The sequence below is a fragment of the Microbacterium sp. Root280D1 genome, from assembly GCF_001428975.1.
GTDB lineage: Bacteria > Actinomycetota > Actinomycetes > Actinomycetales > Microbacteriaceae > Microbacterium.
Genome location: NZ_LMJK01000002.1, coordinates 410,795 through 436,333 on the forward strand (window position 1 = coordinate 410,795; position 25,539 = coordinate 436,333).

Annotated in this window: 22 protein-coding genes; 16 read left to right on the forward strand and 6 right to left on the reverse strand. The window is 67.6% G+C overall.

Going from position 1 to position 25,539, the window contains the following annotated elements; translation table 11 throughout:
- Positions 1 to 7: 7 nt before the first annotated feature.
- Positions 8 to 511 carry a pyridoxamine 5'-phosphate oxidase family protein gene (locus ASE34_RS08040; RefSeq protein WP_053095784.1) on the reverse strand — a complete coding sequence of 168 codons (504 nt, stop codon included), beginning with the start codon at positions 509 to 511 and terminating at the stop codon, positions 8 to 10.
- A gap of 117 nt (positions 512 to 628) precedes the next feature.
- On the opposite strand from ASE34_RS08040, the gene ASE34_RS08045 reads away from it, so the two are divergent.
- Positions 629 to 1,669 (forward strand): TIGR00730 family Rossman fold protein, encoded by a 1,041-nt coding sequence (locus tag ASE34_RS08045; protein WP_053095785.1) that lies wholly within the window; start codon positions 629 to 631, stop codon positions 1,667 to 1,669.
- Here ASE34_RS08045 and ASE34_RS08050 read toward each other — a convergent pair.
- Positions 1,638 to 2,993 (reverse strand): flavin monoamine oxidase family protein, encoded by a 1,356-nt coding sequence (locus ASE34_RS08050; RefSeq protein WP_082586622.1) that lies wholly within the window; start codon positions 2,991 to 2,993, stop codon positions 1,638 to 1,640. The genes ASE34_RS08045 and ASE34_RS08050 overlap by 32 nt on opposite strands.
- Positions 2,994 to 3,124: 131 nt before the next feature.
- Here ASE34_RS08050 and nusA point away from each other — a divergent pair, with 131 nt between their 5' ends.
- The 5 genes from nusA to ASE34_RS18130 all read left to right on the forward strand — a co-directional run bounded on the left by nusA (position 3,125) and on the right by ASE34_RS18130 (position 10,079).
- Positions 3,125 to 4,108 carry a transcription termination factor NusA gene (gene nusA / locus ASE34_RS08055; RefSeq protein WP_053095786.1) on the forward strand — a complete coding sequence of 328 codons (984 nt, stop codon included), beginning with the start codon at positions 3,125 to 3,127 and terminating at the stop codon, positions 4,106 to 4,108.
- Between the two features lie 59 nt (positions 4,109 to 4,167).
- Positions 4,168 to 4,422 (forward strand): YlxR family protein, encoded by a 255-nt coding sequence (locus ASE34_RS17530; RefSeq protein ID WP_072591126.1) that lies wholly within the window; start codon positions 4,168 to 4,170, stop codon positions 4,420 to 4,422.
- 95 nt (positions 4,423 to 4,517) lie between these two features.
- On the forward strand, positions 4,518 to 7,310 hold the full coding sequence (gene infB, locus ASE34_RS08060) for a translation initiation factor IF-2 (protein ID WP_056278440.1): 2,793 nt from the start codon (positions 4,518 to 4,520) through the stop codon (positions 7,308 to 7,310).
- A gap of 71 nt (positions 7,311 to 7,381) precedes the next feature.
- Positions 7,382 to 7,816: a 30S ribosome-binding factor RbfA gene (gene rbfA / locus ASE34_RS08065; protein ID WP_053095788.1), complete on the forward strand. Its 435-nt coding sequence runs from the start codon at positions 7,382 to 7,384 to the stop codon at positions 7,814 to 7,816.
- 64 nt (positions 7,817 to 7,880) lie between these two features.
- A complete protein-coding gene (locus tag ASE34_RS18130) occupies positions 7,881 to 10,079 on the forward strand; it encodes a helix-turn-helix transcriptional regulator (protein ID WP_056278443.1) in 2,199 nt (732 codons plus the stop codon).
- A gap of 9 nt (positions 10,080 to 10,088) precedes the next feature.
- Here ASE34_RS18130 and ASE34_RS08075 read toward each other — a convergent pair whose 3' ends face one another.
- A complete protein-coding gene (locus ASE34_RS08075; RefSeq protein WP_056278447.1) occupies positions 10,089 to 10,988 on the reverse strand; it encodes an A/G-specific adenine glycosylase in 900 nt (299 codons plus the stop codon).
- A 104-nt stretch (positions 10,989 to 11,092) separates the two neighbouring features.
- Between ASE34_RS08075 and truB the strand changes: the two genes are divergently transcribed.
- From truB to ASE34_RS08105, 6 genes are all read left to right on the forward strand, one after another.
- A complete protein-coding gene (gene truB, locus ASE34_RS08080) occupies positions 11,093 to 11,986 on the forward strand; it encodes a tRNA pseudouridine(55) synthase TruB (protein WP_053095791.1) in 894 nt (297 codons plus the stop codon).
- Positions 11,983 to 12,351: a hypothetical protein gene (locus tag ASE34_RS08085; protein WP_056278448.1), complete on the forward strand. Its 369-nt coding sequence runs from the start codon at positions 11,983 to 11,985 to the stop codon at positions 12,349 to 12,351. The genes truB and ASE34_RS08085 overlap by 4 nt, the downstream gene beginning before the upstream one ends.
- A gap of 53 nt (positions 12,352 to 12,404) precedes the next feature.
- Positions 12,405 to 12,851 (forward strand): hypothetical protein, encoded by a 447-nt coding sequence (locus ASE34_RS08090; RefSeq protein WP_235567465.1) that lies wholly within the window; start codon positions 12,405 to 12,407, stop codon positions 12,849 to 12,851.
- Positions 12,848 to 13,801 carry a bifunctional riboflavin kinase/FAD synthetase gene (locus ASE34_RS08095; protein WP_056278455.1) on the forward strand — a complete coding sequence of 318 codons (954 nt, stop codon included), beginning with the start codon at positions 12,848 to 12,850 and terminating at the stop codon, positions 13,799 to 13,801. Before ASE34_RS08090 ends, ASE34_RS08095 begins: the two co-directional genes overlap by 4 nt.
- A gap of 209 nt (positions 13,802 to 14,010) precedes the next feature.
- Positions 14,011 to 16,155, forward strand: a complete 2,145-nt coding sequence (locus ASE34_RS08100) for a DEAD/DEAH box helicase (RefSeq protein ID WP_053095795.1) — start codon at positions 14,011 to 14,013, stop codon at positions 16,153 to 16,155.
- A gap of 222 nt (positions 16,156 to 16,377) precedes the next feature.
- Positions 16,378 to 17,406: an ATP-dependent 6-phosphofructokinase gene (locus ASE34_RS08105; RefSeq protein ID WP_053095796.1), complete on the forward strand. Its 1,029-nt coding sequence runs from the start codon at positions 16,378 to 16,380 to the stop codon at positions 17,404 to 17,406.
- A gap of 73 nt (positions 17,407 to 17,479) precedes the next feature.
- Here the strand turns inward: ASE34_RS08105 and ASE34_RS08110 are convergent, their stop codons facing one another.
- Positions 17,480 to 19,579: a S9 family peptidase gene (locus ASE34_RS08110; RefSeq protein ID WP_056279030.1), complete on the reverse strand. Its 2,100-nt coding sequence runs from the start codon at positions 19,577 to 19,579 to the stop codon at positions 17,480 to 17,482.
- A gap of 159 nt (positions 19,580 to 19,738) precedes the next feature.
- On the opposite strand from ASE34_RS08110, the gene ASE34_RS08115 reads away from it, so the two are divergent.
- Entirely contained in the window at positions 19,739 to 21,118 is a 1,380-nt protein-coding gene (locus ASE34_RS08115) for an inorganic phosphate transporter (protein WP_053095797.1), read from the forward strand.
- Positions 21,115 to 21,450 carry a hypothetical protein gene (locus tag ASE34_RS08120; protein WP_056278458.1) on the forward strand — a complete coding sequence of 112 codons (336 nt, stop codon included), beginning with the start codon at positions 21,115 to 21,117 and terminating at the stop codon, positions 21,448 to 21,450. The genes ASE34_RS08115 and ASE34_RS08120 overlap by 4 nt, the downstream gene beginning before the upstream one ends.
- A 25-nt stretch (positions 21,451 to 21,475) precedes the next feature.
- Here the strand turns inward: ASE34_RS08120 and ASE34_RS08125 are convergent, their stop codons facing one another.
- A complete protein-coding gene (locus ASE34_RS08125) occupies positions 21,476 to 22,042 on the reverse strand; it encodes a TetR/AcrR family transcriptional regulator (protein ID WP_056278461.1) in 567 nt (188 codons plus the stop codon).
- Between the two features lie 80 nt (positions 22,043 to 22,122).
- Between ASE34_RS08125 and ASE34_RS08130 the strand changes: the two genes are divergently transcribed.
- Positions 22,123 to 23,037: a metallophosphoesterase gene (locus ASE34_RS08130; RefSeq protein ID WP_056278463.1), complete on the forward strand. Its 915-nt coding sequence runs from the start codon at positions 22,123 to 22,125 to the stop codon at positions 23,035 to 23,037.
- 93 nt (positions 23,038 to 23,130) lie between these two features.
- Positions 23,131 to 24,591 (forward strand): aspartate ammonia-lyase, encoded by a 1,461-nt coding sequence (locus ASE34_RS08135; RefSeq protein WP_053095801.1) that lies wholly within the window; start codon positions 23,131 to 23,133, stop codon positions 24,589 to 24,591.
- A 72-nt stretch (positions 24,592 to 24,663) separates the two neighbouring features.
- On the opposite strand, the gene ASE34_RS08140 is transcribed toward ASE34_RS08135, so the two are convergent.
- The gene (locus ASE34_RS08140) at positions 24,664 to 25,530 is read right to left on the reverse strand and encodes a fumarylacetoacetate hydrolase family protein (RefSeq protein WP_053095802.1); all 867 of its coding nucleotides are present in this window, start codon (positions 25,528 to 25,530) and stop codon (positions 24,664 to 24,666) included.
- Between the last annotated feature and the right edge of the window lie 9 nt (positions 25,531 to 25,539).

Consider the following 25,539-nt stretch of genomic DNA (forward strand, 5'->3'; position numbering starts at 1 on the left):
GCGGACGTCAGCAGACGATCCGGCCGTGGTTCATGATGTCGTCATCGGGCGTGTCCTTGGTCACGAGGGCCTTGAGCGCGCCGGCCGCCATCGCGATCTTGCCCTTGGAGGGCTCCCAGAACTCGGTCACCGTCGGCGTCACCTTGAGAAGTGCGATGCCGGGAGTGTCCAGCCCGTCCTCGAACCAGATGTCGAGCGAGGGCGAATAGAGCTCTTCCATCTTCGCGCGGTCGTGCACCACGGACGCGTTGCCGGCCACCGACACGTATCGCATGCCCTTCGCGTCGCAGTACGAGAGGCCGACCTGTCGATGGGCGCGCGCCTCCTCGACCTTCTCGGTGTCTTCGGCGGTGAAGAACCAGATGTCGCCGGCGTCGTCCATCTGCCGGGTCGACATCGGCCTGCTCACGAGGTTGCCGTCGTCGTCGGTGGTCGTCAGCATCGTGAAGTCGATGTCCTCGACGAGTTCGGTGACGCGTGCCAGTGCTTCCGGTCCAGTGATCTCTGTCATGCAGCCACTGTGCCGCAGGAGACCTGACTTGGCACGGGCGTTGACACGGGGACGTGAGCGTGGTGAGGGCGGCGTTGCGGCGGCCCGCCCGACGCGCTCCCATGACAGGCTGAGGGCATGACCGACGAACCGCTGACGGCGTCGCTGAGCGCCGAGATCAACAACGTCCTCGACGAAGCAGGCGTCAAGACCGATCGCAGGCTCGTGATGCGCATGATGCGCACAGCGGTCCTGCTGGGGGAGGACGGCACGAACCGCCTCGATCTCAAGATCGCCTCCGCCGCCCTCGCCGAGATGCGGGACGCCTTCCGCTTGTTCGCACCGTTCGAAGGGGTGCCGAAGGTCACGGTGTTCGGCTCGGCGCGTACCCTCCACGACGATCCGCTCTACGTCCAGGCGCGTGATGTCGCGGCTGCTCTCGCAGCGGACGGATGGATGGTGGTGACCGGAGCAGGACCGGGAATCATGCAGGCTGCCGCTGAAGGTGCCGGCCCCGCGCTCTCGCTCGGCGTGTCGATCAGGCTGCCGTTCGAGGAGAAGGCCAACAGCCTGATCGCGGCGAGCGAGCATGTGGTGGCGATGAAGTACTTCTTCACCCGCAAACTCATGCTCATCAAGGAGTCCAGCGGCTTCATCTGTCTCCCTGGCGGATTCGGCACCCTCGACGAGATGTTCGAGCTGCTGACCCTCCAACAGACCGGAAAGGCCGAGCCGACGCCGATCGTGCTGCTCGACGAGCCGGGAGGCACGTTCTGGAACGGCCTCAAGCGATTCATCGACGAGGACCTGGCGCCGACAGGGGTGATCTCGGAGGGCGACTTCGATCGCGTGGTCATCACCGACTCCGTCGAGTCGGCAGCCGCCGTGATCGCCGGGTTCTGGCGCAACTACGACTCGCTGCGCTGGGTGGGGGACTCGCTCGTGCTGAGACTGCGTGGAGAGCCGACGGACGAAGAGCTCGAGGATCTCAACGACCGGTTCGCCGGGATGCTGGCGAGCGGACGGATCGAACGGACAGCTCCGCGGTCGCCGGAGGTCGCAGACGACGATCTGCTGCACCTTCCTCGTCTCTCCCTGCATCTCGACCAGCGACAGGTCGGCAACCTGTTCCGTCTGATCGGCGCGATCAACTCGCTGGAGTCCGCTCCCGCGCTGTGATGCCTGCCGCGAATTCCGCCAGGTCGATCGACCGACCGAGAATGCGCTCAGCGGCGCGGTGCCCCGAGTAGTACGCGGCCCCCACGGTCGCCGGCTCGTCGCCCCATGTCGCCTCACCGGCGAAGTGCAGCACTGCGTCGACCGGCCCCGCGAGCTCGTCGTGGTCGTGGTGTGACGAGCCGACCGCGAGATGCGAGTACGACCCGTTCGAGAACTCGTCCTGTCCCCATCGCGTGATCCAGTGCGCGGTGGGGTCGCCGACGGCATCCGGGTAGAGGAACCGCAGGGCGCTCACGACGTCCGCGACGACCTCCTCATCCGACAGATCCTGCATCCGGCGGCCGAACGGGCCGGCGGCGAAGGTCAGCAACGTCGGGATCCCGCTGACCGCCGAGACGTCGTACCAGGAGTGCCAGTGCTCACCGGCCTCGCCGAGCGCTCGGAGAACGTAGCTGTCCTCGCGCCAGAAGCGCTCCGGGAACTGGATGAACACCTTGTTGAACACGCCCATGCCCAGTCGAGCGATCGGTCCGGCGACAGCCTCGGGCAGGGGAGGGGCGAACTCGATCGACTCCGCCTTGAGCACGCCGAGCGGCACGGTCACCAGCGCGTTGCGGGCCGAGAACTCTCCATTCCGGGTCGACACGGTGACGCCCCGGTCGGTCCGCTCGATGCGGGTGACGACGTGACCGAGTCGGATGTCGAGACCGGCGGCGATCCGACGCGGGAGCTCATCGTAGCCGCGCGGGAAGATGACCTCGTCGCCGTCGATCGCATCCTCGTCGAGCCCGTGCGCGTCGAGGTCCCCGACCCATGCACCGCACTGCTCCTCGACGCGGTGACGGAAGAACTCGCGGACCTCATCGATGCGCTCCGGCTCGAAGCCCGAGCGGTCGAGCGCGCGCTCCGTGACATCCAGATAGGTGTCGCCGGGGGAGGACCGGGTGATCTCCTCTGCCAACAGTCGATCTGCTTGCTCGACATCGGCGACCCACTGAGAAGTGCTCGCAGGATCCATCGCCCTGCCCTCCCCGTCGAAGTTCTCGATCGGCCTGCCTCCGGCCTGGAAGCTGCCGACGGTGTACTCGAGGGTGGGGATGCCGAGCGCCTGCACGAGATCCCACAGCGGGGAGTCGTCGATGCCGTGGACCCATGACGCACCGCGATCGACGGGAAAACCCGCAGCGCGGTCGGTGTGCATCCTGCCCCCGACGCGATCCCTCGCCTCGAGGACGATGACGTCGGCTCCGGCGTCGTCGAGCATGCGGGCCGCCGTCACACCCGACATCCCTGCCCCGATCACGATGGTGTCGTACGTCGTCACTGAGTCCTCCTGCGCGCTCGGCACCGCGTCGGTGCGGCCGCCTCCGTGGCATCGGGCGGTGGGCACAGGGTATCGTGGTACGGATGTCGCGCGTGAACACCCGCGCGACGAGAGCTGAATAGGGAGTCGTCATGGATATCGAACTGAGTCTGCTGCGTGGGATCGAGAAGGAGAAGGCGATCCCCTTCGATGAGCTGGTCTCGATCATCGAACAGGCCATCCTGACCGCCTACTCCAAGCACGTCTCGGACGACGGCGCCACCCCCGAGGGGGTCCGCGTCGAACTCGATCGTCGCACCGGGCACGTCGCCGTGCTGCAGGTCGTCAAGGACGAAGAGGGCGCGATCATCGGCGAAGAGGACGCGACGCCGAATGACTTCGGACGTATCGCGGCCTTCGCCGCCAAGCAGGTCATCAGCCAGCGCCTGCGGGACATCGCGGATGATGTCGTGCTGGGAGACTTCAAGGACAAGGAAGGCGACATCGTCGCCGGCGTGATCCAGCAGGGACCGAATCCCCGCATGATCCACGTCGATCTCGGAGCCGTCGAGGCGATCCTTCCTCCGGAGGAGCAGGTGCCGGGCGAGGAGTACACCCACGGGTCGCGCCTCCGCGTCTACGTGACCAGCGTCGCGAAGGGTCTCAAGGGACCGCAGATCACCGTCTCGCGCACGCACCCCGGTCTCGTCCGCAAGCTGTTCGCGCTCGAGGTGCCCGAGATCGCCGCAGGTCTCGTGGAGATCGTCTCGCTGGCTCGTGAGGCCGGCCACCGCACCAAGATCGCCGTCCGTGCGAACGACCCGGCGATCAACGCGAAGGGCGCCTGCATCGGCGAGATGGGCCGACGCGTTCGTGCCGTCACCGAGGAGCTGGCCGGCGAGAAGATCGACATCGTCGATCACGACCCGGAGCTCGCCGCGTTCGTCGCGAACGCCCTCTCTCCCGCCAAGGTCACGAGCTCGTTCATCCTCGACGCGAACACCAGGGCCGTGCGTGCACTCGTGCCCGACTATCAGCTCTCGCTCGCGATCGGCAAGGAGGGGCAGAACGCCCGACTGGCTGCCAAGCTCACCGGAGCGAAGATCGACATCCAGCCGGACAGCGTCCTGGACTGACCGCTCGCCACGTCCGACTCGCGCCCGCCGCGCGAGTCGGACGGGAACACAGGTGTAAGATGGAACCCGTACGAACGTGCGTCGGCTGTCGCACGCGTGCTCCCCGCGCCGCTCTTCTCAGAGTGGTGTCCCAGAACGACATCCTCATCCTCGATGAGCGCGCCGTTCTGCCAGGGCGAGGCGCGTGGGTCCATCCGACACCGGAATGCGTGGATGCCGCTCTGCGGCGCCGGGCTTTCGGAAGAGCACTGCGCGTCTCCAGCGATCTGGACACGCGGATCATCGAACAGCACCCACCAAGAAACAAAGGCTGAACGGCTATGGAAACAAAGTGAACGGCTCGAAATGAGACCCGTCCGCGACTAGTGGTCTGCCCTGTCTGGGTGGACCGACCCCAGACAGGAGAATTGTGGCTGGTAAACCACGCGTACACGAGATCGCCGCCGAACTCGGCGTCGACAGCAAGATCGCACTTGCAAAGCTCAAGGAACTCGGAGAGTTCGTCAAGAGCCCCTCTTCGACCATCGAACCGCCGGTGGCGCGCAAGCTTCGCGCTGCCATCGAGTCGGACGCCTCGCTGAAGGGCTCCGCGGATGCGGCTCCCGCCGCAGCGAAGCCCGGTGCCGCCAAGCCCGGTGCAGCCAAGCCCGGTGCAGCCAAGCCCGGTGCAGCCAAGCCCGGTGCTGGTGCACCGACACCCGGACCCAAGCCCGGGCCCAAGCCCGCGCCCGCGCCCGAGGCGTCTGCTGCCGCTCCGGCACCCGAAGCTCCGGCCGAGGCCGCCGCTCCGGCTGCCGCCACGCCGGCAGCTCCCCAGTCCGCAGACAGCGCAGCTTCCAAGCCCGCTGACGGCGGCGCACCCAAGCCCGGCGCCCCGCGCCCGGGCAACAACCCGTTCTCGTCCGCTCAGGGCATGGGTCAGCGGCCCAACGGACCGCGACCCGGCAACAACCCCTTCGCCTCCGCGCAGGGGATGGGCCAGCGCCCGACGCCGGGCAACATCCCGCGTCCGCAGGCTCCGCGTCCCGGCGCGCCGCGTCCGGGTGCACCTCGTCCCGGTTCCCCCCGTCCCGGCGCCCCGCGCGGCGGTCAGGGCGGTCGTCCCGGTGGCGCACCGTTCCAGCAGCGTCCGGGTGGACCCGGTCGTCCCGGCGGTGCCGGTGGACCCGGTGCAGGTCCCGGCGCTCGTCCCGGTGGAGGCTTCGCAGGTCGTCCCGGTGGCGGTGGAGGTCGCGGTCGCGGTCCCGGTGGAGGTACCGCAGGTGCCTTCGGCAAGGGCGGCGGCAAGAGCAAGCAGCGCAAGTCGCGGCGGGCGAAGCGGCAGGAATTCGAGATGCGGAGCGCCCCGGTCGTCGGTGGCGTCAACGTCACCCGCGGTAACGGGGAGATCATCCGTATGCGCCGCGGCGCGTCGATCTCGGACTTCGCCGACAAGATCGAGACGCTGACCGGCTACACGGTCCAGCCCGGAACCCTCGTGACGATCCTCTTCAACCTCGGCGAGATGGCCACGGCCACCGAGTCGCTGGATGAGGCGACGTTCGAGGTCCTGGGTGCGGAGCTCGGATACAAGATCCAGATGGTCTCGCCCGAGGACGAGGACAAGGAGCTCCTCGAGGGCTTCGGTCTCAACCTCGAGCAGGAGCTCGAGGAGGAGAGCGAGGACGACCTCGAGATCCGTCCTCCGGTGGTCACCGTCATGGGTCACGTCGACCACGGTAAGACGCGCCTTCTCGACGCCATCCGTCAGACCAACGTCATCGAGGGTGAAGCCGGCGGCATCACCCAGCACATCGGTGCGTACCAGGTGTGGACGGAGCACGAGGGCATCGAGCGTGCCATCACCTTCATCGACACCCCGGGTCACGAGGCCTTCACGGCCATGCGTGCTCGTGGAGCGCAGGTCACCGACCTCGCGATCCTCGTGGTCGCGGCCGACGACGGCATCATGCCGCAGACGGTCGAGGCGCTCAACCACGCCCAGGCGGCGAACGTGCCGATCGTGGTCGCGGTGAACAAGGTCGACAAGCCCGACGCCAACCCGGCCAAGGTGCGCCAGCAGCTCACCGAGTACGGCCTGGTCGCAGAGGAGTATGGCGGAGACGTCATGTTCGTCGATGTCTCGGCCCGTGCGAACACCGGAATCCAGGAGCTCCTGGACGCGGTGCTGCTCACTGCCGATGCAGGCCTCGACCTGACCGCCAACCCGAACAAGGCCGCTCGCGGTGTCGCCATCGAGGCGAAGCTCGACAAGGGTCGCGGTTCGGTCGCTACGGTGCTCATCCAGTCCGGAACGCTGCGCGTCGGTGACGCGATCGTCGCCGGAACGGCGTACGGCCGTGTGCGTGCGATGGCGGATGAGAACGGCGAGCAGGTCCTCGAGGCCTACCCGTCGCGTCCCGTGCAGGTGCAGGGTCTGAACTCCGTGCCACGTGCCGGCGACGTCTTCATCGTCACTGAGGAAGACCGCATGGCCCGTCAGATCGCCGAGAAGCGTGAAGCTGTCGAGCGCAACGCGCAGCTGGCCAAGGCCCGCAAGCGCATCTCGCTCGAGGACTTCACCCGTGCTCTCGAAGAGGGCAAGGTCGAGTCGCTCAACCTCATCATCAAGGGTGACGTCTCCGGTGCCGTCGAGGCGCTCGAGGAGTCGCTTCTCAAGATCGAGGTCGACGACTCGGTGCAGCTCCGCATCATCCACCGCGGTGTCGGTGCGATCACGGAGTCCGACGTCAACCTCGCGACGATCGACAACGCGATCATCGTGGGCTTCAACGTCCGTCCCGACACGAAGGCGCGCGAGCGTGCACAGCGTGAAGGTGTGGACATCCGGTTCTACTCGGTGATCTACAACGCGATCGACGAGATCGAGAGCTCGCTCAAGGGCATGCTCAAGCCGGAGTACGAAGAGGTCCAGTCGGGTGTCGCCGAGATCCGCGAGGTGTTCCGCTCCTCGAAGTTCGGCAACATCGCCGGTGTCATCGTGCGCTCGGGAACGATCACGCGAAACGCCAAGGCTCGCGTCATCCGCGACGGTGTGGTGATCGCCGATGGCCTCGCCATCGAGTCGCTGCGTCGGTTCAAGGACGACGTCACCGAGGTTCGCACGGACTACGAGGCCGGTATCGGCCTCGGCAAGTTCAACGACATCCAGATCGGCGACGAGATCGAGACCACTGAGCTGGTCGAGAAGCCTCGCAGCTGATCGAGTTCGATATCTTCGGGCGAGGGTGCGTCATGCACCCTCGCCCGAAGGGTACGTAGAGGGAGAGAACAATGGCTGGTGAACGACAGGCACGTCTGGCCGATCGCATTCGTGTGATCCTCGCAGAGCGACTGGAGAAGGGTCTGCGCGACCCGCGACTCGGATTCGTGACCATCACCGACGTCCGCGTGAGCGGAGACCTGCAGCACGCCTCCGTGTTCTACACGGTGCTGGGCACCGAGGAGGAGCGCCTCTCCAGCGGTGCGGCGCTGACCTCCGCGACCGGCATGCTCCGCAGCGAGGTCGGGAAGCAGCTGAGCACCCGCCTGGTTCCGACGCTCGAGTTCATCCCCGACGCGCTGCCCGAGAACGCCGATCACATCTCGGCGCTTCTTCGCGAGGCGCAGCAGCGCGATGCCGACGTGGCGAAGCTCGCCTCCTCCGCCTCGCACGCCGGTGACGCAGACCCGTACCTGCGCCAGGAAGACGACGACACGCAGGCCTGAATATCGCGCCCTCGTCTGAGGGCGTGAGCAGTCTTGGTAATCTCGGCCTAACGGGCGGTCGCCCGTGGGGACTGGGGAGTTCAGCATCGACGTTTCGCGTGCGCAGGGGACAGCTTCGGTCGCACCGGCAGCTGTCGAGACGATTCTCGAAGAACTCCTCGAGCACGACCTGAGCTGCGCGCCGCATGTCGCGGCGCGACTCGCGGCCGAGCTGTCGGAGGACCCTCACACGATCCTGGCCGTCGCAGCTCGTCTTGACGCGGCTCAACGGCAGGGGCTCAGGGCGCTCCCCTCACCGTTGCCGATGGTGTCATCGGTCGAGACGCTTTTCGCCCAGCTGGAGCTGGACGACAGCGACCGTGAGGTGCTCATCGCGGTGTCGATGCGCCTCGACGACAGGCTGGATCCGCTGGTCGGTTTCGCCGGTCGTTCTGCCGCGGAGCTCACCACAGGCCCTCTCGGAGCGCTCCTCGACATCCACGCCGGTCGCGTCCGTCTGTCCGACCCCCGCTTGGCGATCTGGTTGCGAGCGACGACGCCCTCCTCCGCGGCTGCTGCAGTGCACCTGCGACTCCACCGACTCTTCGACGAACGCGGCGAGCAGGTGGACGCCGACTGGCACAGCGCTCGAGCTGCGATGCACGGCGAACCGGTGACTGCCGGGGAGCTCACACGGATAGCCAGGGAGCATTCGGAGGCGGGACTCAGCGAGCGCGCCTTCCACCTCGCTGCAGAAGCCGCCGCCCACTCGAGCGGGGTCGAGCAGGACGAGGCGAACCTCGTCGCCGGTGTCGCCGCCATCGCGGCCGGGCACGCGGTCGAGGCGGCGCGACGGCTCGGAAGTCTCTTCCCCGGTGGCGACGAGCTCTATCGGCTCCAGGGGCTCGGCGGGCTGCTCGTCGCCGAGACGCATCTGCGCGGGTCAGTTCCCGAGGTCGACATGAGCGTGATCCGGCCGGATCGCGATGACGCGGAGCACTGGTACTCCTGGGCGCGAGCTGCTGCCTTCGCGGCGATGTTGTGCGCCGAACGCGGTGACCGTCGCACGATGCGCTCGTGGCTCGACGCTCTCCGTCACGCGAGCGCGCGCGTCGAAGCCGATCGCGAACTCCGAGATCCGGTCGTCGCACTGGCCTGGCTCGTCATCGGCGACCGCGAGAAGGACGACGTTCGCGGGGCCGGGCCCCTCACCGGCGGCCTGTTGAGGGCTCTGCAAGCGGCGGTCGACGGGGACGTCGACCGGGGGCTGAGCCTGCTCGCCGCAGGTGACTCGCCGGTCGGCGTCGAGGTCGACCCGTTCGTGGCCGGCTTCGAGCTCAGTCCACTCGTCGCGGCGTACCGCGCGGTCGCCGAGGTGCTGCTCCTGATGTGGCGTGGAGACATCGGCGCCGCGCGCGACCGGATGCTTCGTGCGGCCGTCGAGCTGCCTGTGGCGCTGCCTTTCGCCGGGCTCGGCGTCGTGATCGCACGACGCCTCGATCTCGCGGTTCTCGGACATCTGGGGCCGTTCGCCAAGGCTCTCACCGCCGCCCTCCCGGCCCCTCTGCGCATCGATCAGCTGGTGGACAGGGGGATCGAATCATTCCTGTCGGGACACTCGGCCGAGGCCGCGGCGTGCATGCGGCTCTGGAGGGATCGCGGCGCTCCTCAGCCGACCCTGTCGGTGCCGGGGCTGGAGGAGGCGATCGTGGTCACGCATGGCGGACCATGGAGCCCGCAGCGGATCGAACCGCCCGAGATCGCTCTGGCGCAACGGCTGCGCGTGCAGATCACCAGCTGCTCGGACGACGAGTGGCGCCTTGCGCGGCCGGTCGTGGTCGCCGCCGCACGGACCTTGACCTCGCCTTTCTCGCGCGGACGGGTCGAGGCGATGATCGGCACGAGGTCGCTGATCAAGGGAGACGTGGGTCTCGGACGGGAGCACCTCTCGATGGCACGGAACCTGCTCGAGGTCTCCGGTGCGACGGCATGGGCGAGAGCGGTCTCGGTGCGTCTGGAGCAGGTGGAGGCCTCCGACGGAGCTGCCGCCAGCGGTGACCCGCTCTCCTCGTGCCGGCGAGTGTGGGAGTCGATGCTCACCGCTCGAGAGTTCGAGGTGGCGATGCTGGCGGTCGGCGGAGCTTCTAACCGCGACATCGCGGATGCGCTCCACGTATCGGTGCGCACCGTGGAGGTGCACCTCGGCCGGGTCTTCATGAAGCTCGAGGTGAGGACCCGAGTCGAGCTCACGGTGCTCGCTCACCGCATCGGGCAGTTCGTCTGACGGGCGGACTCAGCGGGGAAGCGACAGCAGTTCGCCATCGGCCTCGGCGAGGCCGTCGGCGATGAGCGAGTCGATCGCACGGTCGCGCTGAAGCGGATCGGGCCAGTCGGCCAGCACGGAGTCGATCAGGACCGGGGTGGGCGCGGCGGTTCGCAGCACCCGCAGCACGGCTCCTCGCGCCTGACGGTCAGAACCCTCGAAGGCGGCTTGGCGTCTGCGGGTGTCACCGGTCTCGGGTCGCCCTGCGGCCAGCCACGCGCATGTGTCGCTCAGCGGGCAGACGTCGCAGCGCGGCGAGCGTGCCGTGCACACCGTCGCGCCCAGCTCCATCGCGGCCGCGTTGAACACGGCGGACTCTGTGACATCGGCGGGCAGCAGCGAGTCCATCAGCGCCAGGTCGCGACGCGAGGGCGGTCCCGGCTGTGCTCGGCCGAGGATGGCGCGCGCCATCACACGTCGAGTGTTCGTGTCGACGACGGGGTGCCGGTCGCCGTAGGCGAAGACAGCGACAGCCCTGGCCGTGTAGTCGCCGATGCCCGAGAGCTTGAGGAGGGCATCGATGTCGTTGGGGACGACGCCGCCGTGTCGCTCAGAGATCTCGATGGCCGCGCGATGCAGCCAGAGTGCGCGGCGCGGGTAGCCGAGGTTGGCCCACTGCTGCACGACCTCGGCGGGTGAAGCGGCGGCCATGGCCGCGGGCGTCGGCCACCGGGCGAGCCACGCCTCGAGGTGCGGTATCACTCGGTTCACGGGCGTCTGCTGCAGCATGAACTCGCTGACCAGCGTTCCCCACGCGCCGAAATCCTCGCGGAATTCCGTGCGCCGCCACGGCAGGTCGCGTGCGGCACCCCGGTACCAGTCCGCAAGAGGCTCGGACACCTCGGCGGGTGGATGCGAAGTCGAAGGCACCTCGTCAGCCTAGGCGAACACCGATGCCCCTGAAGAGCGGCGGACGGCGTCGACATGGGTCGCGACGGGCAGAGGGGAGTTCGAGCGCACCGTAGGCTTGAGAGATGGTCTCGCCCGGCATCCTCCTCGTCGACAAACCAGCTGGACTGACCAGCCATGACGTCGTCGCACGCACTCGACGTGCGCTCGGCACTCGCAAGGTCGGGCACGCCGGAACCCTCGACCCCATGGCCACGGGTCTGCTCGTGATCGGCGTCGAGGGCGCGACGCGACTGCTCACTTACATCGTCGGAGCGGACAAGACCTACGAGGCGACGATCCGACTGGGACAGACGACGGGCACGGACGATGCGGACGGCGAGATCCTGACCCGAGCCACGGCGGGGTCCTGGGACTCGGTCACCCCCGATCGGGTCGCGGCGGGGATCGACGCGCTCACCGGCGCGATCTCTCAGGTCCCGAGCTCGGTGTCCGCGATCAAGGTCGACGGACGTCGCGCGTACGACCGTGTGCGGGCCGGCGAAGAGGTCGTGTTGGCCGCTCGTGACGTCACAGTGTCGCGGTTCGAGGTTCTGGCGGAGCGTTCCGGTGACGGGTTCCTCGATCTCGACGTCGTCGTCGACTGCTCCTCCGGCACGTACATCCGTTCCCTCGCTCGTGATCTCGGGGCAGCGCTCGGGGTCGGCGGGCATCTCACGGCCCTTCGGCGCTCGCGAGTCGGCGACTTCGACGTCGCGGATGCCGTGACGGTCGACGGCGTCGTCGAGACAGCGCTGCTGACTCCGGCCGCCGCGGCCGCGAGGGTCCTGGACGTGATGCCGGTGTCGGCAGAGGAAGCGAGAGATCTGCGTCACGGCAAGCGGCTGGTCGGCCAGGCGGATCGGCTGACCGGCTCCCTCGCGGCTGCGATCGACGAGGACGGCGTCCTGGTCGGCGTCGTCGAGAGGCGCGGTGCCGATCTCAAGAGCGCCATGAACATGCCGGAGGCGGCTCGATGATCCTCTGGCTGACGATCGCCCAGGTGGCGGTCGCGATCTTGGCCGGACTGTTCTGCGTGTCACTCGGCCTGGCCGGACGACGTCCGAGCGACTACTCCGTCGGTGCGCTCGCGCTCGTCGAGCTGCTCCTCGTCGTGCAGGTGATCGTCGCCATCGTGGCACCGCTGGTGGGGAACCCGCCGACGGGCGACCTGCTCGAGTACTGGGTCTATCTCGTCTCCGCGGTGCTGCTCCCCATCGGCGCCGTGCTCTGGGCGCTGATGGAGAGGAGCCGTTGGAGCACGGTGATCCTCGGGGTGGCGGCGCTGGCCGTCGCGATCATGATCTGGCGCATGCACGTGATCTGGACCATCCAGATGGCCTGACCGGTCGGCGAGGCATCCGGGGCTTCCCGCCCGGATCTAGAATGGAGGACGCTATGAGCACCACCGTTCCCACCTCCCGCATGACCGGCATCGGTCGTGTCCTCGTGATCGTCTACGCCGTGATGGCGCTGGCGGCGACCGGGCGAAGCTTCGTGCAGATCTTCCGCCAGTTCGGCGAAGCGCCTCTCGCGTATGCGCTCTCGGCACTCGCTGCCGGCGTGTACATCCTGGCGACGTTGGCGCTCGTTCTCGCGAATCGACGCGGCTGGTACGCGGTGGCCTGGGTGGCGATCGTCTTCGAGCTCGCCGGAGTCCTCGTGGTCGGCTCGCTCAGCATCTTCTTCCCCGAGCTTTTTCCGCACGACACGGTCTGGTCGATGTTCGGGCGCGGGTATCTGTTCATCCCGCTCGTGCTGCCGATCTTCGGCATCTGGTGGCTGCGCACGCATAGGCCGGCCCGTGCGGTCGCGTCCGCTCTCCGTGTCGAGGCGAGCGCATGATCGTCTTCCGAGACCCGAGCGAGGTTCCCCCCGGTTTCGGTCCCTCCGCCGTGGCGATCGGCAAGTTCGACGGCGTCCACGCGGGGCACAGAGCGGTGATCGGGCGCCTCAAGGAGATCGCTGCCGAGTCGGGGATCCGCGCCGTGGCCGTCACGTTCGACCGCAATCCGCTCGCCGTGCTGCGGCCCGACCGCTGCCCGGAGAACGTGGTCACGGTCGAGCGGAAGATCGAGCTGCTGAGCGAGCTCGAGCTCGACGCCACGCTGCTTCTGACGTTCGACGAGGAGCTCGCAGCGCGCAGCGCGGAGGACTTCGTCGCCGGCATCCTGACCAGTGCCCTGCACGTGTCCACCGTTCTCGTGGGTGAGGACTTCCGGTTCGGCCGCGGCGGAGCGGGCAACCCCGATCTCCTCCGACAGCTCGGACCGAAGTACGGCTTCACGGTAGAGGTCGTCGACGACGTCTTCCTCGACGGCTCCGACCGTCGGGTGTCGTCCACCTGGATCAGGGAACTGCTGATGGCCGGAGATGTCACCGCCGCCGCGCGTGTGCTCGACCGCAACGTCGACGTGCGCGGGGAGGTGGTGCATGGCCTCAAGCGCGGACGCGAGCTCGGCTTCCCCACGGCGAACCTCTCGGCGTCCGTCGACTCGTTCGTGCCGGCCGACGGAGTCTACGCAGGCTGGCTCGTCGACCACGAGACCGGTCTCCGCCACCGGGCTGCCATCTCGGTCGGCACCAACCCCACCTTCGACGACGTGCTCGAACGTCAGGTCGAGGCGCACGTGATCGGAGAGACCGATCTCGATCTGTACGGTCACGACGTCACCGTCGAGTTCGTCGAGCGTCTGCGCGGAATGGTCGCGTTCGAGGGGATCGAGAGGCTGAAGTCCCAGATGGCCGCTGACGTGACGGATGCCGAGACCGTCCTGTCGCGCGACGCCCGCTGAACTCGCCCTGAACTCTGCGTGTCCTGATCTGCGTGGCTCAGGCGGCATGGCATAGAATGGGCCTCGGTGGTCCCTGATCCTCGCGCGTCCTTCGCTCGTCGACGACCGCCGGAAATACTGTTCGTACGGTCCTGGCTCACGCCACACGCGGACACCGAGAACGGCCGATGCATCCTCAGGGTGTTCCGGCCTTCACGCTCAGGAGGAGCATGCCGACCACGGCAACCGCCGCAACACGGCGCAAGAAGACGTCCCGTCGCGACGATGAGGCACCCCTCATCCCGATCCTCGCCCGCAAGGTGCGTGAGATCGAGGCGAAGTCGCAGCGAGGAAAGCTCGGACCCACCAACCGGGTCAAGTTCCAGGTCATCGCCTTCCTGGTGCGTGAAGAGCGCGCCAGGGTCAAGGCGGATGCCGACATCGCCGATGCCGCCCGCGCAGAGCTTCTCAAGCGACTCGACGGCGTCGCCACGATCCTGGCGAAGACGGCGGCGCGCGACACGTCGCTGATCCAGCTTCTCGAAGCCGATCAGGCGACCTCACCGGTCGCGAAGCGCATGCGACGCGACTGGCTGCTCGAGTCGGGGGCCGAACTGGCTCCGGAAGAGCTGATCATCGCCGACATCGCGCCCGTTCAGGCACCCGTAGTGTCTGCGGCGATCGCCGAGCGGCAGGTGACCCCGCCCTCTGTCGAGGCGCGTCAGCTGGCGAACCCGTTCCTCGCGCCCGATCTCACCCCGCGCGCCACCACGACTCCGCGTCGACGTCTCGACGGCTGGGAGCTCATGGGCCCGCTCTACAAGGCTTTCGAGACCGGAGCCGGGGGAGGAGCAGCCAGTATGGACCTGCCTCCGGCGCCCGAGTACGACCACCTCTCGCCCAAGGGCCTCGAGGTCATGGTGCATCAGTCCCGCTTCCTCGAAGCGGTGCGAGAGGGGCACAGGAGCTTCCTCCTCGCCGACGAGCCCGGTCTGGGCAAGACGGCGCAGTCGGTGCTCGCGGCGTCCGTGGCCGGGGCCTACCCGCTGCTCGTGGTCGTGCCCAACGTGGTCAAGATGAACTGGGCGCGAGAGGTCGAGCGCTGGACCCCTCAGCGCAGGGCCACCGTGATCCAGGGCGATGGTGATGACATCGACGCCTTCGCGGATGTGTTCATCGTGAACTACGAGATCCTTGATCGCCACATGTCGTGGCTCGCATCCATCGGCCTCCGGGGCATGGTCGTCGACGAGGCCCACTTCATCAAGAATCTCAGCTCCCAGCGGTCGCAGAACGTGCTGTCGCTCGCGAATCGCGTTCGAGAGCGCACCCCCGGCGGTAACCCGCTGATGCTCGCGCTCACGGGAACCCCACTGATCAACGACGTCGAGGACTTCGACGCGATCTGGCGCTTCCTCGGGTGGACGACGGGTGAGAAGCCCGGGCCGGAGTTGATGGAGAAGCTCGACGCGACCGGCTTCACCCCCGCAGACAAGGCGTTCTACCCCGAGGCTCGCGAAGCCGTGATCTCGATGGGTATCGTGCGGCGCAAGAAGAAGGACGTCGCCGCCGACCTTCCCGACAAGCTCATCGCCGACCTTCCCGTGCAGCTGGACGACGAGTTCGGCCGCGGCATCCGTCAGGCCGAGCGAGAGTTGGGCGAGCGGCTCGCCGCCCGCTACCGGCGGATCATCGAGGCGCGAGGGGATCGCGGACTGGCACCCGGCGAGATCGACGACGACATCGTGCGTCTGGTCGCCCAGAACGAGCTCGAGGAGTCGAAGGCCGCTGGCACCGGGGGAGACAACGTCTTCACGATGGTGCGGCGCATCGGACAGGCGAAGGCGCACCTCGCAGCCGACTACGCGGCCCAGCTGCAGCGATCGGTGGGCAAGGTCGTGTTCTTCGCGAAGCACATCGACGTGATGGACCAGGCGGAGGCGCACTTCGCGTCGGCCGGCATCCGTTCGGTCTCGATCCGCGGCGACCAGACCTCGACCGTGCGGCAGCAGTCGATCGACGACTTCAACAGCGACCCCGAGGTCGGCATCGCGGTGTGTTCGCTGACCGCTGCCGGTGTCGGCCTGAACCTGCAGGCCGCATCCAACGTGGTCCTGGCGGAACTGTCCTGGACGGCCGCGGAGCAGACTCAGGCGATCGACCGCGTGCACCGTATCGGTCAGGACGAGCCGGTGACGGCGTGGCGGATCATCGCCGCGCACACGATCGACGCCAAGATCGCGGAGCTCATCGATCAGAAGCAGGGCCTCGCGGCCCGTGCCCTGGACGGCGAGGCCCTCGACGAGGCGGCGGCCGAGCCTGTGCAGCTGGGCGCTCTCATGCATCTTCTGCGGGAGACGCTCGGCGTCGTCTGAGCCTTCTCGAGTCGACAGAGATCGGCGTTAAGAATTCTGTTTCTTGGCGCCGATTTCTCATGTCGGCCGGGCGTATCGCGCATTTCTGGCGAATCGTCGCGCAACGGCGGCAAGATCCTCGGTTTTCATCGTCTCGAATGGCGCCCGGTCCGCCCGGAGCGCTAGTGTCGATCGCAGGCAACGTCGCCTGTTCCCCCTTCCCTGAACCCGTCTGAGGCAAGCATGAAGATCGGCATTCTGACGAGCGGCGGCGACTGCCCCGGACTCAACGCGGTCATCCGCGGCATCGTGCTCAAGGGCACCACCACCTACGACCTCGAGTTCGTCGGCATCCGCGACGGCTGGCGCGGCGTGGTCGACGGGGACTTCTTCCCGCTCACCAGACACGAGGTGAAGGGCCTGTCGAAGGTCGGCGGCACGATCCTGGGCACCAGTCGCACGAACCCCTACGAGGGTGAGCGCGGCGGCGCCGAGAACATCGCCAAGACGCTGTACGGACACAAGATCGACGGCATCATCGCGATCGGCGGCGAGGGGACCCTCGCAGCAGCCGACCGCCTCGCCAAGGACGGCATCAACGTCATCGGCGTGCCGAAGACGATCGACAACGACCTGCGCGCCACGGACTACTCGTTCGGGTTCGACACGGCGGTCAACATCGCCACGGACGCGATGGATCGTCTGCGCACGACGGGCGACTCCCACCAGCGCTGCATGGTCGCCGAGGTCATGGGGCGCCACGTCGGTTGGATCGCCCTTCACGCGGGCATGGCAGCGGGCGCTCACGCCATCTGCATCCCCGAAGTGCCCATGTCGATCGACGACATCACCGAGCTCGTCTCGAGCGCGCACGATCGCGGTCGCGCACCGCTCGTCGTCGTCTCCGAGGGGTTCAAGCTGCTCGGTATGGATGAGGCCTACAGCGACAAGGGCCTGGACGCATTCAACCGTCCTCGACTCGGCGGCATCGGCGACCAGCTCGCTCCGGCGATCGAGCGCATCACGGGCATCGAGACCCGCGCGACGATCCTCGGCCACATCCAGCGCGGCGGATCGCCGTCAGCCTTCGACCGCGTGCTCGCGACGCGCCTCGGACTCCACGCGGCCGACGCGATCATCGACAAGGCATGGGGTCAGATGGTCGCGATGCAGGGCACGGACATCGTGCGCGTGCCGTTCGCCGAGGCTCTGGGCGAGCTGAACACCGTTCCGCGCAGCCGCTACGACGAGGCAGCAGCGCTCTTCGGCTGAGTCTCGATCGCGTGCACCACAGAGAACGGGCCGATCCCTGCGGATCGGCCCGTTCTCTGTGTTCTTCGAGAGCTCAGCGCGATGCGAGGCCGACCGTGTCGAGGATCCAGGCGAGCTCGAACGCCCGCTCCTTCCACGAGTTGTAGCGTCCGCTGACACCGCCGTGACCGGCGACCATCTCGCACTTGAGCAGGGCGTCGGTCGCACCGGCGACGCGCAGGGCAGCGATCCACTTCGCAGGCTCGACGTAGAGGACGCGTGTGTCATTGAGCGAGGTCACGGCCAGGATGCGCGGGTAGCGCACGCCGTCGCGGACGTTCTCGTACGGCGAGTACGACTTCATGTACTCGTACACCTCGGCTCCGTGCAGCGGGTCGCCCCATTCATCCCACTCGATCACCGTCAGGGGGAGGGAGGGGTCGAGGATCGTGGTGAGCGCGTCGACGAACGGCACTGCCGCGAGCACGCCGGCGAACAGCTCGGGAGCGAGGTTCGTCACCGCGCCCATGAGGAGTCCTCCCGCGCTTCCTCCCTCGGCGACCAGGCGCTCGGGCGACGTGACTCCCTGCTCCACGAGGTGCTCGGCGCACGCGACGAAGTCGGTGAAGGTGTTGCGCTTGTTCAGCAGCTTGCCGTCCTCGTACCACTGCCGACCCATCTCGCCACCGCCGCGGACATGAGCGACGGCGAAGACGATGCCGCGGTCGAGTTCCGAGAGCCGCGCGACCGAGAAGCCGGGGTCGATCGAGTGCTCGTACGAGCCATAGCCGTAGAGATGCACGGGGCGCGGGTCGGCGCCAGGCTCTCCGAACGATCGCTTCCACACGAGGGAGATCGGCACGCGGGTACCGTCCGACGCCGTGGCCCAGTCGCGCTTCTGGCCGTACTCCCGGGGGTCATACCCGCCGAGGACGGCGACCTGCTTGCGCAGATGCAGCTCGCGGGTGGCGAGATCCATCTCGTAGACGGTTCCCGGAGTCACGAACGACGTGTAGCCGAGCCGGAGGAACGGCGAGTGCCATTCCGGATTGCCGCTGACGCCTGCCGAGTAGAGGGGCTCGTCGAAGGCGATGTCGTCGACCGAGTCCGTCGTGTAGTCCAGGATGCCGACCCGTTCCAGGCCTTCACGGCGGTACTCCACCGTCGCGAAGTCGCGGAACGCGTCCATCCCGAGCAGTCGACGACCCGGCTCGTGCGCGAGGACGATGCGGCGCTCACTCTGTGGGTCGGAGGCGGGCACGGAGACGAGCTCGAAGTCCAGGGCCTCATCGTTGTGCAGGATGTAGAGGCGGTCCTCGCCGTCCACCACGGCGTGCTCGAGCGAGTACTCGACGCCTTCGCGGCGCGGCCAGACGATCCGAGGAGCTGCGGTGAGGTCTCCGGCGAGATCGACGAGGTACTCCTCGCTGGTGATGCTCGATCCGACGGCGATCACCAGGTACTTGCGGCTGCGGGTGATGCCGGCGCCGAGCCAGTACTTCTCATCGGGCTCGTGGAAGAGCTTCACGTCGTCCGAGACGGGAGTGCCGAGACGGTGCAGCCAGAGAGTGTCGGGCCGCCATGCCTCGTCGCGAGTCGTGTAGAGGATCCCGGTGCCGTCCGGTGTGAAGAACGCGCCACCCGTGTCGGGGATCTCGTCGGGGAGCGTCTCGCCGGTCACGAGGTCGCGCACGTGCACCGTGTAGAGCTCGTCGCCCTCGAAGTCCGTCGCCCAGAGCAGCTTCGTCGCGTCGTCCGAGGTGTCGAACGCTCCGAGGGAGAAGAACTCATGCCCCTCGGCCTCGACGTTGCCGTCGAGCAGCACGATCTCGCCCGGCACCGCCACGCCCGGCTCCAGCACCGGGGGAGTCCAGTCGTCCTCGGCCGCGGCAGTACGGCAGTGGATGCCGTACTGCGCGCCCTCTTCGGTGCGGCTGTAATACCACCAGGCCCCGCGCCGCGTGGGCACGGACAGATCCGTCTCCTGCACCCGGCCCTTGATCTCCTGGAACAGAGTCTCGCGGAGGTCGGTCAGATGGGAGAGCTCGGCTTCAGTGTGGGCGTTCTCGGCTTCGAGGTGTGCGATGACCTCGCCGGATTCCTTCTCCCGAAGCCATTCGTATGGATCATCGAAGGTGTCACCGTGGTGCGTGCGAAGGGTCGAGCGGCGGTCTGCGATCGGGGCATCAGTCACGCCTCCCACGCTATCCCAGGTCAAGTTGACCGGCACCCGGGAGGGTGGGAGGATCTACCGGGGCCGGTTAACGGAAGTAAAACCCACGGTGAACTCTTCGTTCGTCACGTCGATCCCGTCGACACCTCTCCTTTCTTCCTCAACGACCGAAAGCGAACGGTGGAAACCGCAGCCCTCATCGTCGTGCTGGTTATCCTGCTGGCACTCTTCTTCGACTTCACCAACGGGTTTCACGACACCGCCAACGCGATGGCCACGCCCATCGCGACAGGCGCGCTGAAGCCCAAGACCGCTGTCCTTCTCGCAGCAGTCCTCAACCTCGTCGGAGCGTTCCTGTCGACGGAGGTCTCCAAGACCGTGTCGCACGGGATCATCCGCGAGGACACGATCCAAGGCGACGTGTTCCTGCCGATGATCTTCGCCGGTCTCATCGGCGCGATCACCTGGAACATGCTGACGTGGCTGCTGGGTCTGCCCTCGAGCTCGTCGCACGCGCTGTTCGGCGGCCTCATCGGAGCCACCCTGGTCGGCGTCGGAGTCAACGGCATCGACTTCGGCATGGTGCTCTCGAAGATCATCCTCCCGGCGCTCATCGCCCCGCTGACGGCCGGCATCATCGCCTTCGCGGCGACCAAGCTCGCGTACTCGATCACGCGACGCTACGACGGCAAGCCCGACGGGCGCGACGGCTTCCGCTGGGGACAGATCTTCACGTCGTCACTGGTCGCACTCGCGCACGGCACGAACGACGCTCAGAAGACGATGGGCGTGATCACCCTCGCGCTGATCACTGTCGGGTGGCAGAGCAGCGAGCAGGCCGATCCGTACCTCTGGGTCATCATCGCCTGTGCGGTGACGATCGCCCTCGGCACCTATCTCGGCGGGTGGCGCATCATCCGCACGCTGGGCAAGGGGCTGACCGAGGTCAAGCCCGCGCAGGGCTTCTCGGCCGAGAGTTCGACGGCAGCGACGATCCTCGCCTCCAGCGCTTTCGGCTTCGCGCTCTCGACGACGCAGGTCGCTTCGGGCTCGGTCATCGGCTCCGGCCTCGGCCGCCGCGGCTCCACGGTCCGCTGGCGGACCGCCGGTCGAATCGCCATCGGCTGGCTCCTCACACTTCCGGCCGCAGGTGCAGTCGGTGCCCTCGCGGCCCTGCTCATCACCTGGCTCGGCCTCTGGGGCATCGCGATCGACGCGGTCCTTGCGCTGGCCGTGATCATCGGCCTGTTCCTTCGCTCCCGCAAGGATGCAGTGACCTCCGCGAACGCCATGAGCGATGTGGCCGAGTCGGGGCTCGCGATCGAGCACCCCGACACGCCCCCGCCCACGCGTCGACAGCAGCGGATCATCGAGGCCAAGGCCGAGGCCAAGGCTCGTGCGGAGGCGCGCGAGAAGGTCAAGGCTCAGGCCAAGGCGGACGCCAAGGCGAAGGCAGCGGCCAAGGCCGCGAAGAAGGCCCCGAAGACGGGAGCCTCGACGCGGGTCGACGGCCCCGGGGTCGACAGTCCCGAGACGGCGAAGAGCGAGGAGTCGAAGTGAGTGTCGGCATCGACTGGGGCGCATTCGTCCAGGTGTTCCTTGCGGCTCTGATCGGAGCCTGCGCGGTCGTGACGTTCTATGCGTTCGGTCTTCGGCTCCTTGTTCGCAGCGGACACGCGCCGGTCGTGAGCCCGGCGGAGTTCACCGACGCCATCACCGTGATCTCCGAGAAGGAGCTCAAGCGGGCTGCCAAGCAGGCGGCCAAGGCGGCGAAGAAGAGTCCGCTCACCGAGGCGCAGCGACGGATCGCACTGTTCGGCGCGTACGGATGCTTCGCGCTCTGCGCGGCTGCGGTCGTGGCAGGCATCCTGATCATCGTCGTCGGGCACTGACCGACGAGTCCTGCCCAGGAGGGCGTCAGCGGAGGAGACCGGCGACGAGGTCGTCGACGATCTCGTCGGTGGTGGTGTCCGGATCGATCGGGGTCGTGAGCCGATCGAGCAGCAGGCCGTCGATCGCATAGTGGAAGAGCGCGATCTCTCGGCGACCACCCGGAAGGCCCGCTCCCGCGTTGAAAGCGACGTCCGCGTCGAACCCCGCTCGCTGCCACGCGCCGAGAAGGGCGCCGACCTCGGGGCGGCGGCTGCTCTCGAGCCGCAGCTCGAACAGTGCGAGTGTGACGTCGCGGTCATCGGTGAGGCGACGCACGATGTCGCGGATGTACTCGGCGAAGAGCTCTCTGCTCGGTTCCTCCGATGACCGCCGTGCGAGGTCGTCGTCGCTGGGGGCGAGACGCTCGCCGATCCGATCGACGAGGCCCGCGATGAGTGCCTCTCGGCTGCGGAAGTAGTTCGAGGTGGTGCCCACCGGCACGGCCGCGACGATGTCCACGGCTCGGTGGGTGAGACCGCGAGAGCCATCGGTCGCCAGAACGGTCAGCCCTGCATCCGCGATGATCCGTCGCCGTGTCTCGTTCTTCGCCATCCGAGCACTGTATCGCGACTACTACAGCTGCCGTGGAGTCGTCGCCCGTCCGGTGTCGCGCCGCGGCCTAGGCTGAGACCATGTCAGCGCCTTCCGACAGCGGCTTCGTCTTCGGTCGCCATGATCCCGCCTCGCACGTCATCATCCATGTGAGCGACCCGCACTTCCTCGCGGGTGGAGCGCGGCTCGGCGGACGATACGACGTCGAGTCGAACTTCGCTCGCACCCTTGAGGCGATCAGGGCCGTGCACCCGCACCCGTCGGCGATCGTCATCACCGGCGACCTGGCCGACCTGGGGGAGCCGGATGCGTATCGCCGTCTCCGCCGCGCCGTCGAGCCCGTGGCGCAGGAGCTGGGGACGACCGTCGTCTGGGTTGCCGGCAACCACGACGAGCGGCCGGCGCTGCGCGAGGGGCTGCTCGACCTGCCCGCGACGGAGGAGCCCGTGACGGGCGCATGGGACCTCGACGGTCTGCGCCTGATCGCCCTCGACACGAGTGTGCCCGGATGGCATCACGGCGACCTGGACCCCGGCCAGCTCTCATGGCTGGCGGAGATCCTGAAGCAACCGGCGCCGCACGGCACGCTGCTCGCGATGCACCACCCGCCGCTCCCGAGCCACCTTCCGCTCTTCGACATACTCGAGCTGCGGCACCAGGACGATCTCGCGGAGGTCATTCGTGACACGGACGTGCGCGGTATCCTCGCCGGCCACCTGCATTACTCGTCGCACGGCACCTTCGCGGGCGTGCCTGTCAGCGTGTCCTCGGCGACCTGCTACACGATGAATGTCGCTCGTCCGGCCGCCGATGTGAACGGCATGGATGCGGCGCAGGCGTTCCAGATCGTGCATGTACGACCCGAGACGATCACCCACACCGTGGTGCCCGTGACCGACGCGCCGACCGGCGATCACTTCTCGATGGCGTGGCTGGAGAGAATGGCCCGTCTCAGCCCGGAGGAGCGTCTCGAGGCTTTCTCTCGCAAACGCTGACCCGCCGTCGTATCCCTGGCCGTGCATGCACGCAGGCGTAGACTGGATGCATCCCCCGCACCACACACTCGCCACTACCCACAAGGATGTGACATGGCTTCTGCCGCGCCTGCCCCCACCCGCACCGAGACCGATTCGCTCGGGAGCATGGAGATTCCCGCCGACGCGTACTGGGGGATCCACACCGCCCGCGCCGACGCGAACTTCCCGATCACCAAGCGTCCGATCTCGGTCTATCCGGACCTCGTCGTCGCACTCGCGATGGTCAAGCAGGCCAGCGCCAGAGCGAACCGCGAGATCGGCGTCCTCGACCCCGAGCGTGCGGACCTGATCGATCGGGCCGCCCAGCGTGTCATCGACGGAGAGTTCCACGATCAGTTCACCGTCGGTGTGATCCAGGGCGGTGCCGGCACGTCGACGAACATGAACGCCAACGAGGTCATCACCAACATCGCCCTCGAGCTCGCCGGACGCGAGAAGGGCGACTACGCGTTCCTCTCGCCGATCGATCACACGAACCGCAGTCAGTCGACCAACGACGTCTACCCGACGGCGGTCAAGATCGGTCTCTCTCTGACACTCCGCTCGCTGCTCGAAGAGCTCGATCTGTTGCGCATCTCGTTCCTGCACAAGTCGCACGAGTTCCACGATGTGCTCAAGGTCGGACGCACGCAGCTGCAGGACGCCGTGCCCATGACTCTGGGTCAGGAGTTCCACGGCTTCGCTTCGACCCTCGGCTACGATCACACGCGCCTCACCGAGAACGCCTCGCTGATGTTCGAGATCAACATGGGTGCGACCGCCATCGGCACCGGCATCACCACGCACGTCGACTACGCACCCGCTGTGCTGAAGCATCTGCGCGAGATCACCGGACTCGACCTGGTGACGGCCGGCGACCTCGTCGAGGCGACCAGCGACACCGGCTCGTTCATGTCGTTCTCGTCGACCCTGAAGCGCAACGCCATGAAGCTGTCGAAGATCTGCAACGACCTGCGACTGCTGTCGTCGGGTCCGCAGGCGGGCTTCGGCGAGATCAACCTGCCGGCGATGCAGGCCGGTTCCAGCATCATGCCGGGCAAGGTGAACCCGGTGATCCCGGAGGTCGTCAACCAGGTGGCGTTCGCGGTCGCCGGCGCGGACATGACGGTGACGATGGCGGCCGAGGCCGGGCAGCTCCAGCTCAACGCATTCGAGCCTGTGATCGCCCACTCGATCTTCCAGTCCATCACCTGGATGCGACAGGCGATGTGGACGCTGCGCGTCAACTGCGTCGACGGCATCACGGCGAACCGAGACCGCCTCGGCGCCATGGTCGGCGCTTCGGTCGGCGTCATCACAGCACTCACGCCGTTCATCGGATACGCCGCCGCGGCCGCGCTGGCCAAGACCGCGCTGCTGACGAACAGGAACGTCGCCGACCTGGTGGTCGAAGCCGGACTGATGTCTCGCGAAGAGGTCATCAAGCAGTTGTCGCCCGCGCGCCTGTCGGGACTCGAGGCCATCACGGCCGCGATCCCGGTGATCGGGTCCGAGGACCTCATCGAGATCTGACTCCGAGCACACGGAAGGGCCCCGGCGACATCTCGCCGGGGCCCTTCCGTGTGTCACAGAGTGAGCGGGGGATCAGTCCAGCACGCGACAGTGGGTGGTGAGCTCGCCGATGCCGTCGATGCCGACCGTCACCGTCGAACGATCCCGGAGGAAGATCTGGGGGTCTCGAGAGTATCCGGCACCGCCGGGGCTCCCGGTGGAGATCAGGGTGCCGGGAAGCAGCGTCAGGGACTGCGAGAGATGCGCGATGAGCTTCGCAACCGACCGCACCATCTGATCCGTGCTCGCGTCCTGGACGGTCTGGCCGTCGACGATCGCCCAGATGTGCAGGTCCTGCGGGTCGGCGACCTCGTCGGCCGTGACGGCGAAGGGACCGGTCGGGGTGAAGCCGTCGAACGACTTGCACCGTGACCACTGCGCTTCAGAGAACTGGACGTTCCGCGCGGTGATGTCGTTCACGACGGTGTAGCCCCAGACGTGCGAGAGCGCGTCGGCCTCTGCGACATCCTTCGCCGGGGTGCCGATCAGCACACCGAGCTCCGCCTCGTAGTCCACAGCCTCGCTCAGCGAACGCGGCCACGACGTCGTCTGCTCGTGGCCTGTCAGCGAGTTCGGCCACAGGGTGAACACGGTCGGAGCGGCGTCGGTCTTCAGACCGAGCTCGCTCGAGTGAGCCGCGTAGTTGAGGCCGACCGCGAGGACCGCCGGGGGAGCGATGACCGCTGAGGCGAAGCTCCACCCGTCGAGCGGGTGCCGCGGAGCATCGCCGTCGAGGGCCGAGCGAAGAGCGGTGAGCGTCTGCTCGCCCCCTTCGATCAGCTGCTGAAGCGTCGCAGGGGGGTCGGGAAGGAGATCGGAGACGAGGATGGCATCGGCACCCTCCACCACTGCGAGATGCGCAGCGGGAGAGTCGGCACGACGCAGATGAGCGAACCGCATGCTCCTACG

Bases quoted from the DNA above. Each gene is read 5' to 3' on its own strand.
- ASE34_RS08040 (WP_053095784.1), bottom strand. From the start codon at position 511: ATGACAGAGATCACTGGACCGGAAGCACTGGCACGCGTCACCGAACTC.
- ASE34_RS08045 (WP_053095785.1), top strand. From the start codon at position 629: ATGACCGACGAACCGCTGACGGCGTCGCTGAGCGCCGAGATCAACAAC.
- nusA (WP_053095786.1), top strand. From the start codon at position 3,125: ATGGATATCGAACTGAGTCTGCTGCGTGGGATCGAGAAGGAGAAGGCG.
- ASE34_RS17530 (WP_072591126.1), top strand. From the start codon at position 4,168: ATGGAACCCGTACGAACGTGCGTCGGCTGTCGCACGCGTGCTCCCCGC.
- rbfA (WP_053095788.1), top strand. From the start codon at position 7,382: ATGGCTGGTGAACGACAGGCACGTCTGGCCGATCGCATTCGTGTGATC.
- truB (WP_053095791.1), top strand. From the start codon at position 11,093: ATGGTCTCGCCCGGCATCCTCCTCGTCGACAAACCAGCTGGACTGACC.
- ASE34_RS08085 (WP_056278448.1), top strand. From the start codon at position 11,983: ATGATCCTCTGGCTGACGATCGCCCAGGTGGCGGTCGCGATCTTGGCC.
- ASE34_RS08090 (WP_235567465.1), top strand. From the start codon at position 12,405: ATGAGCACCACCGTTCCCACCTCCCGCATGACCGGCATCGGTCGTGTC.
- ASE34_RS08095 (WP_056278455.1), top strand. From the start codon at position 12,848: ATGATCGTCTTCCGAGACCCGAGCGAGGTTCCCCCCGGTTTCGGTCCC.
- ASE34_RS08100 (WP_053095795.1), top strand. From the start codon at position 14,011: ATGCCGACCACGGCAACCGCCGCAACACGGCGCAAGAAGACGTCCCGT.
- ASE34_RS08105 (WP_053095796.1), top strand. From the start codon at position 16,378: ATGAAGATCGGCATTCTGACGAGCGGCGGCGACTGCCCCGGACTCAAC.
- ASE34_RS08125 (WP_056278461.1), bottom strand. From the start codon at position 22,042: ATGGCGAAGAACGAGACACGGCGACGGATCATCGCGGATGCAGGGCTG.
- ASE34_RS08130 (WP_056278463.1), top strand. From the start codon at position 22,123: ATGTCAGCGCCTTCCGACAGCGGCTTCGTCTTCGGTCGCCATGATCCC.
- ASE34_RS08135 (WP_053095801.1), top strand. From the start codon at position 23,131: ATGGCTTCTGCCGCGCCTGCCCCCACCCGCACCGAGACCGATTCGCTC.
- ASE34_RS08140 (WP_053095802.1), bottom strand. From the start codon at position 25,530: ATGCGGTTCGCTCATCTGCGTCGTGCCGACTCTCCCGCTGCGCATCTC.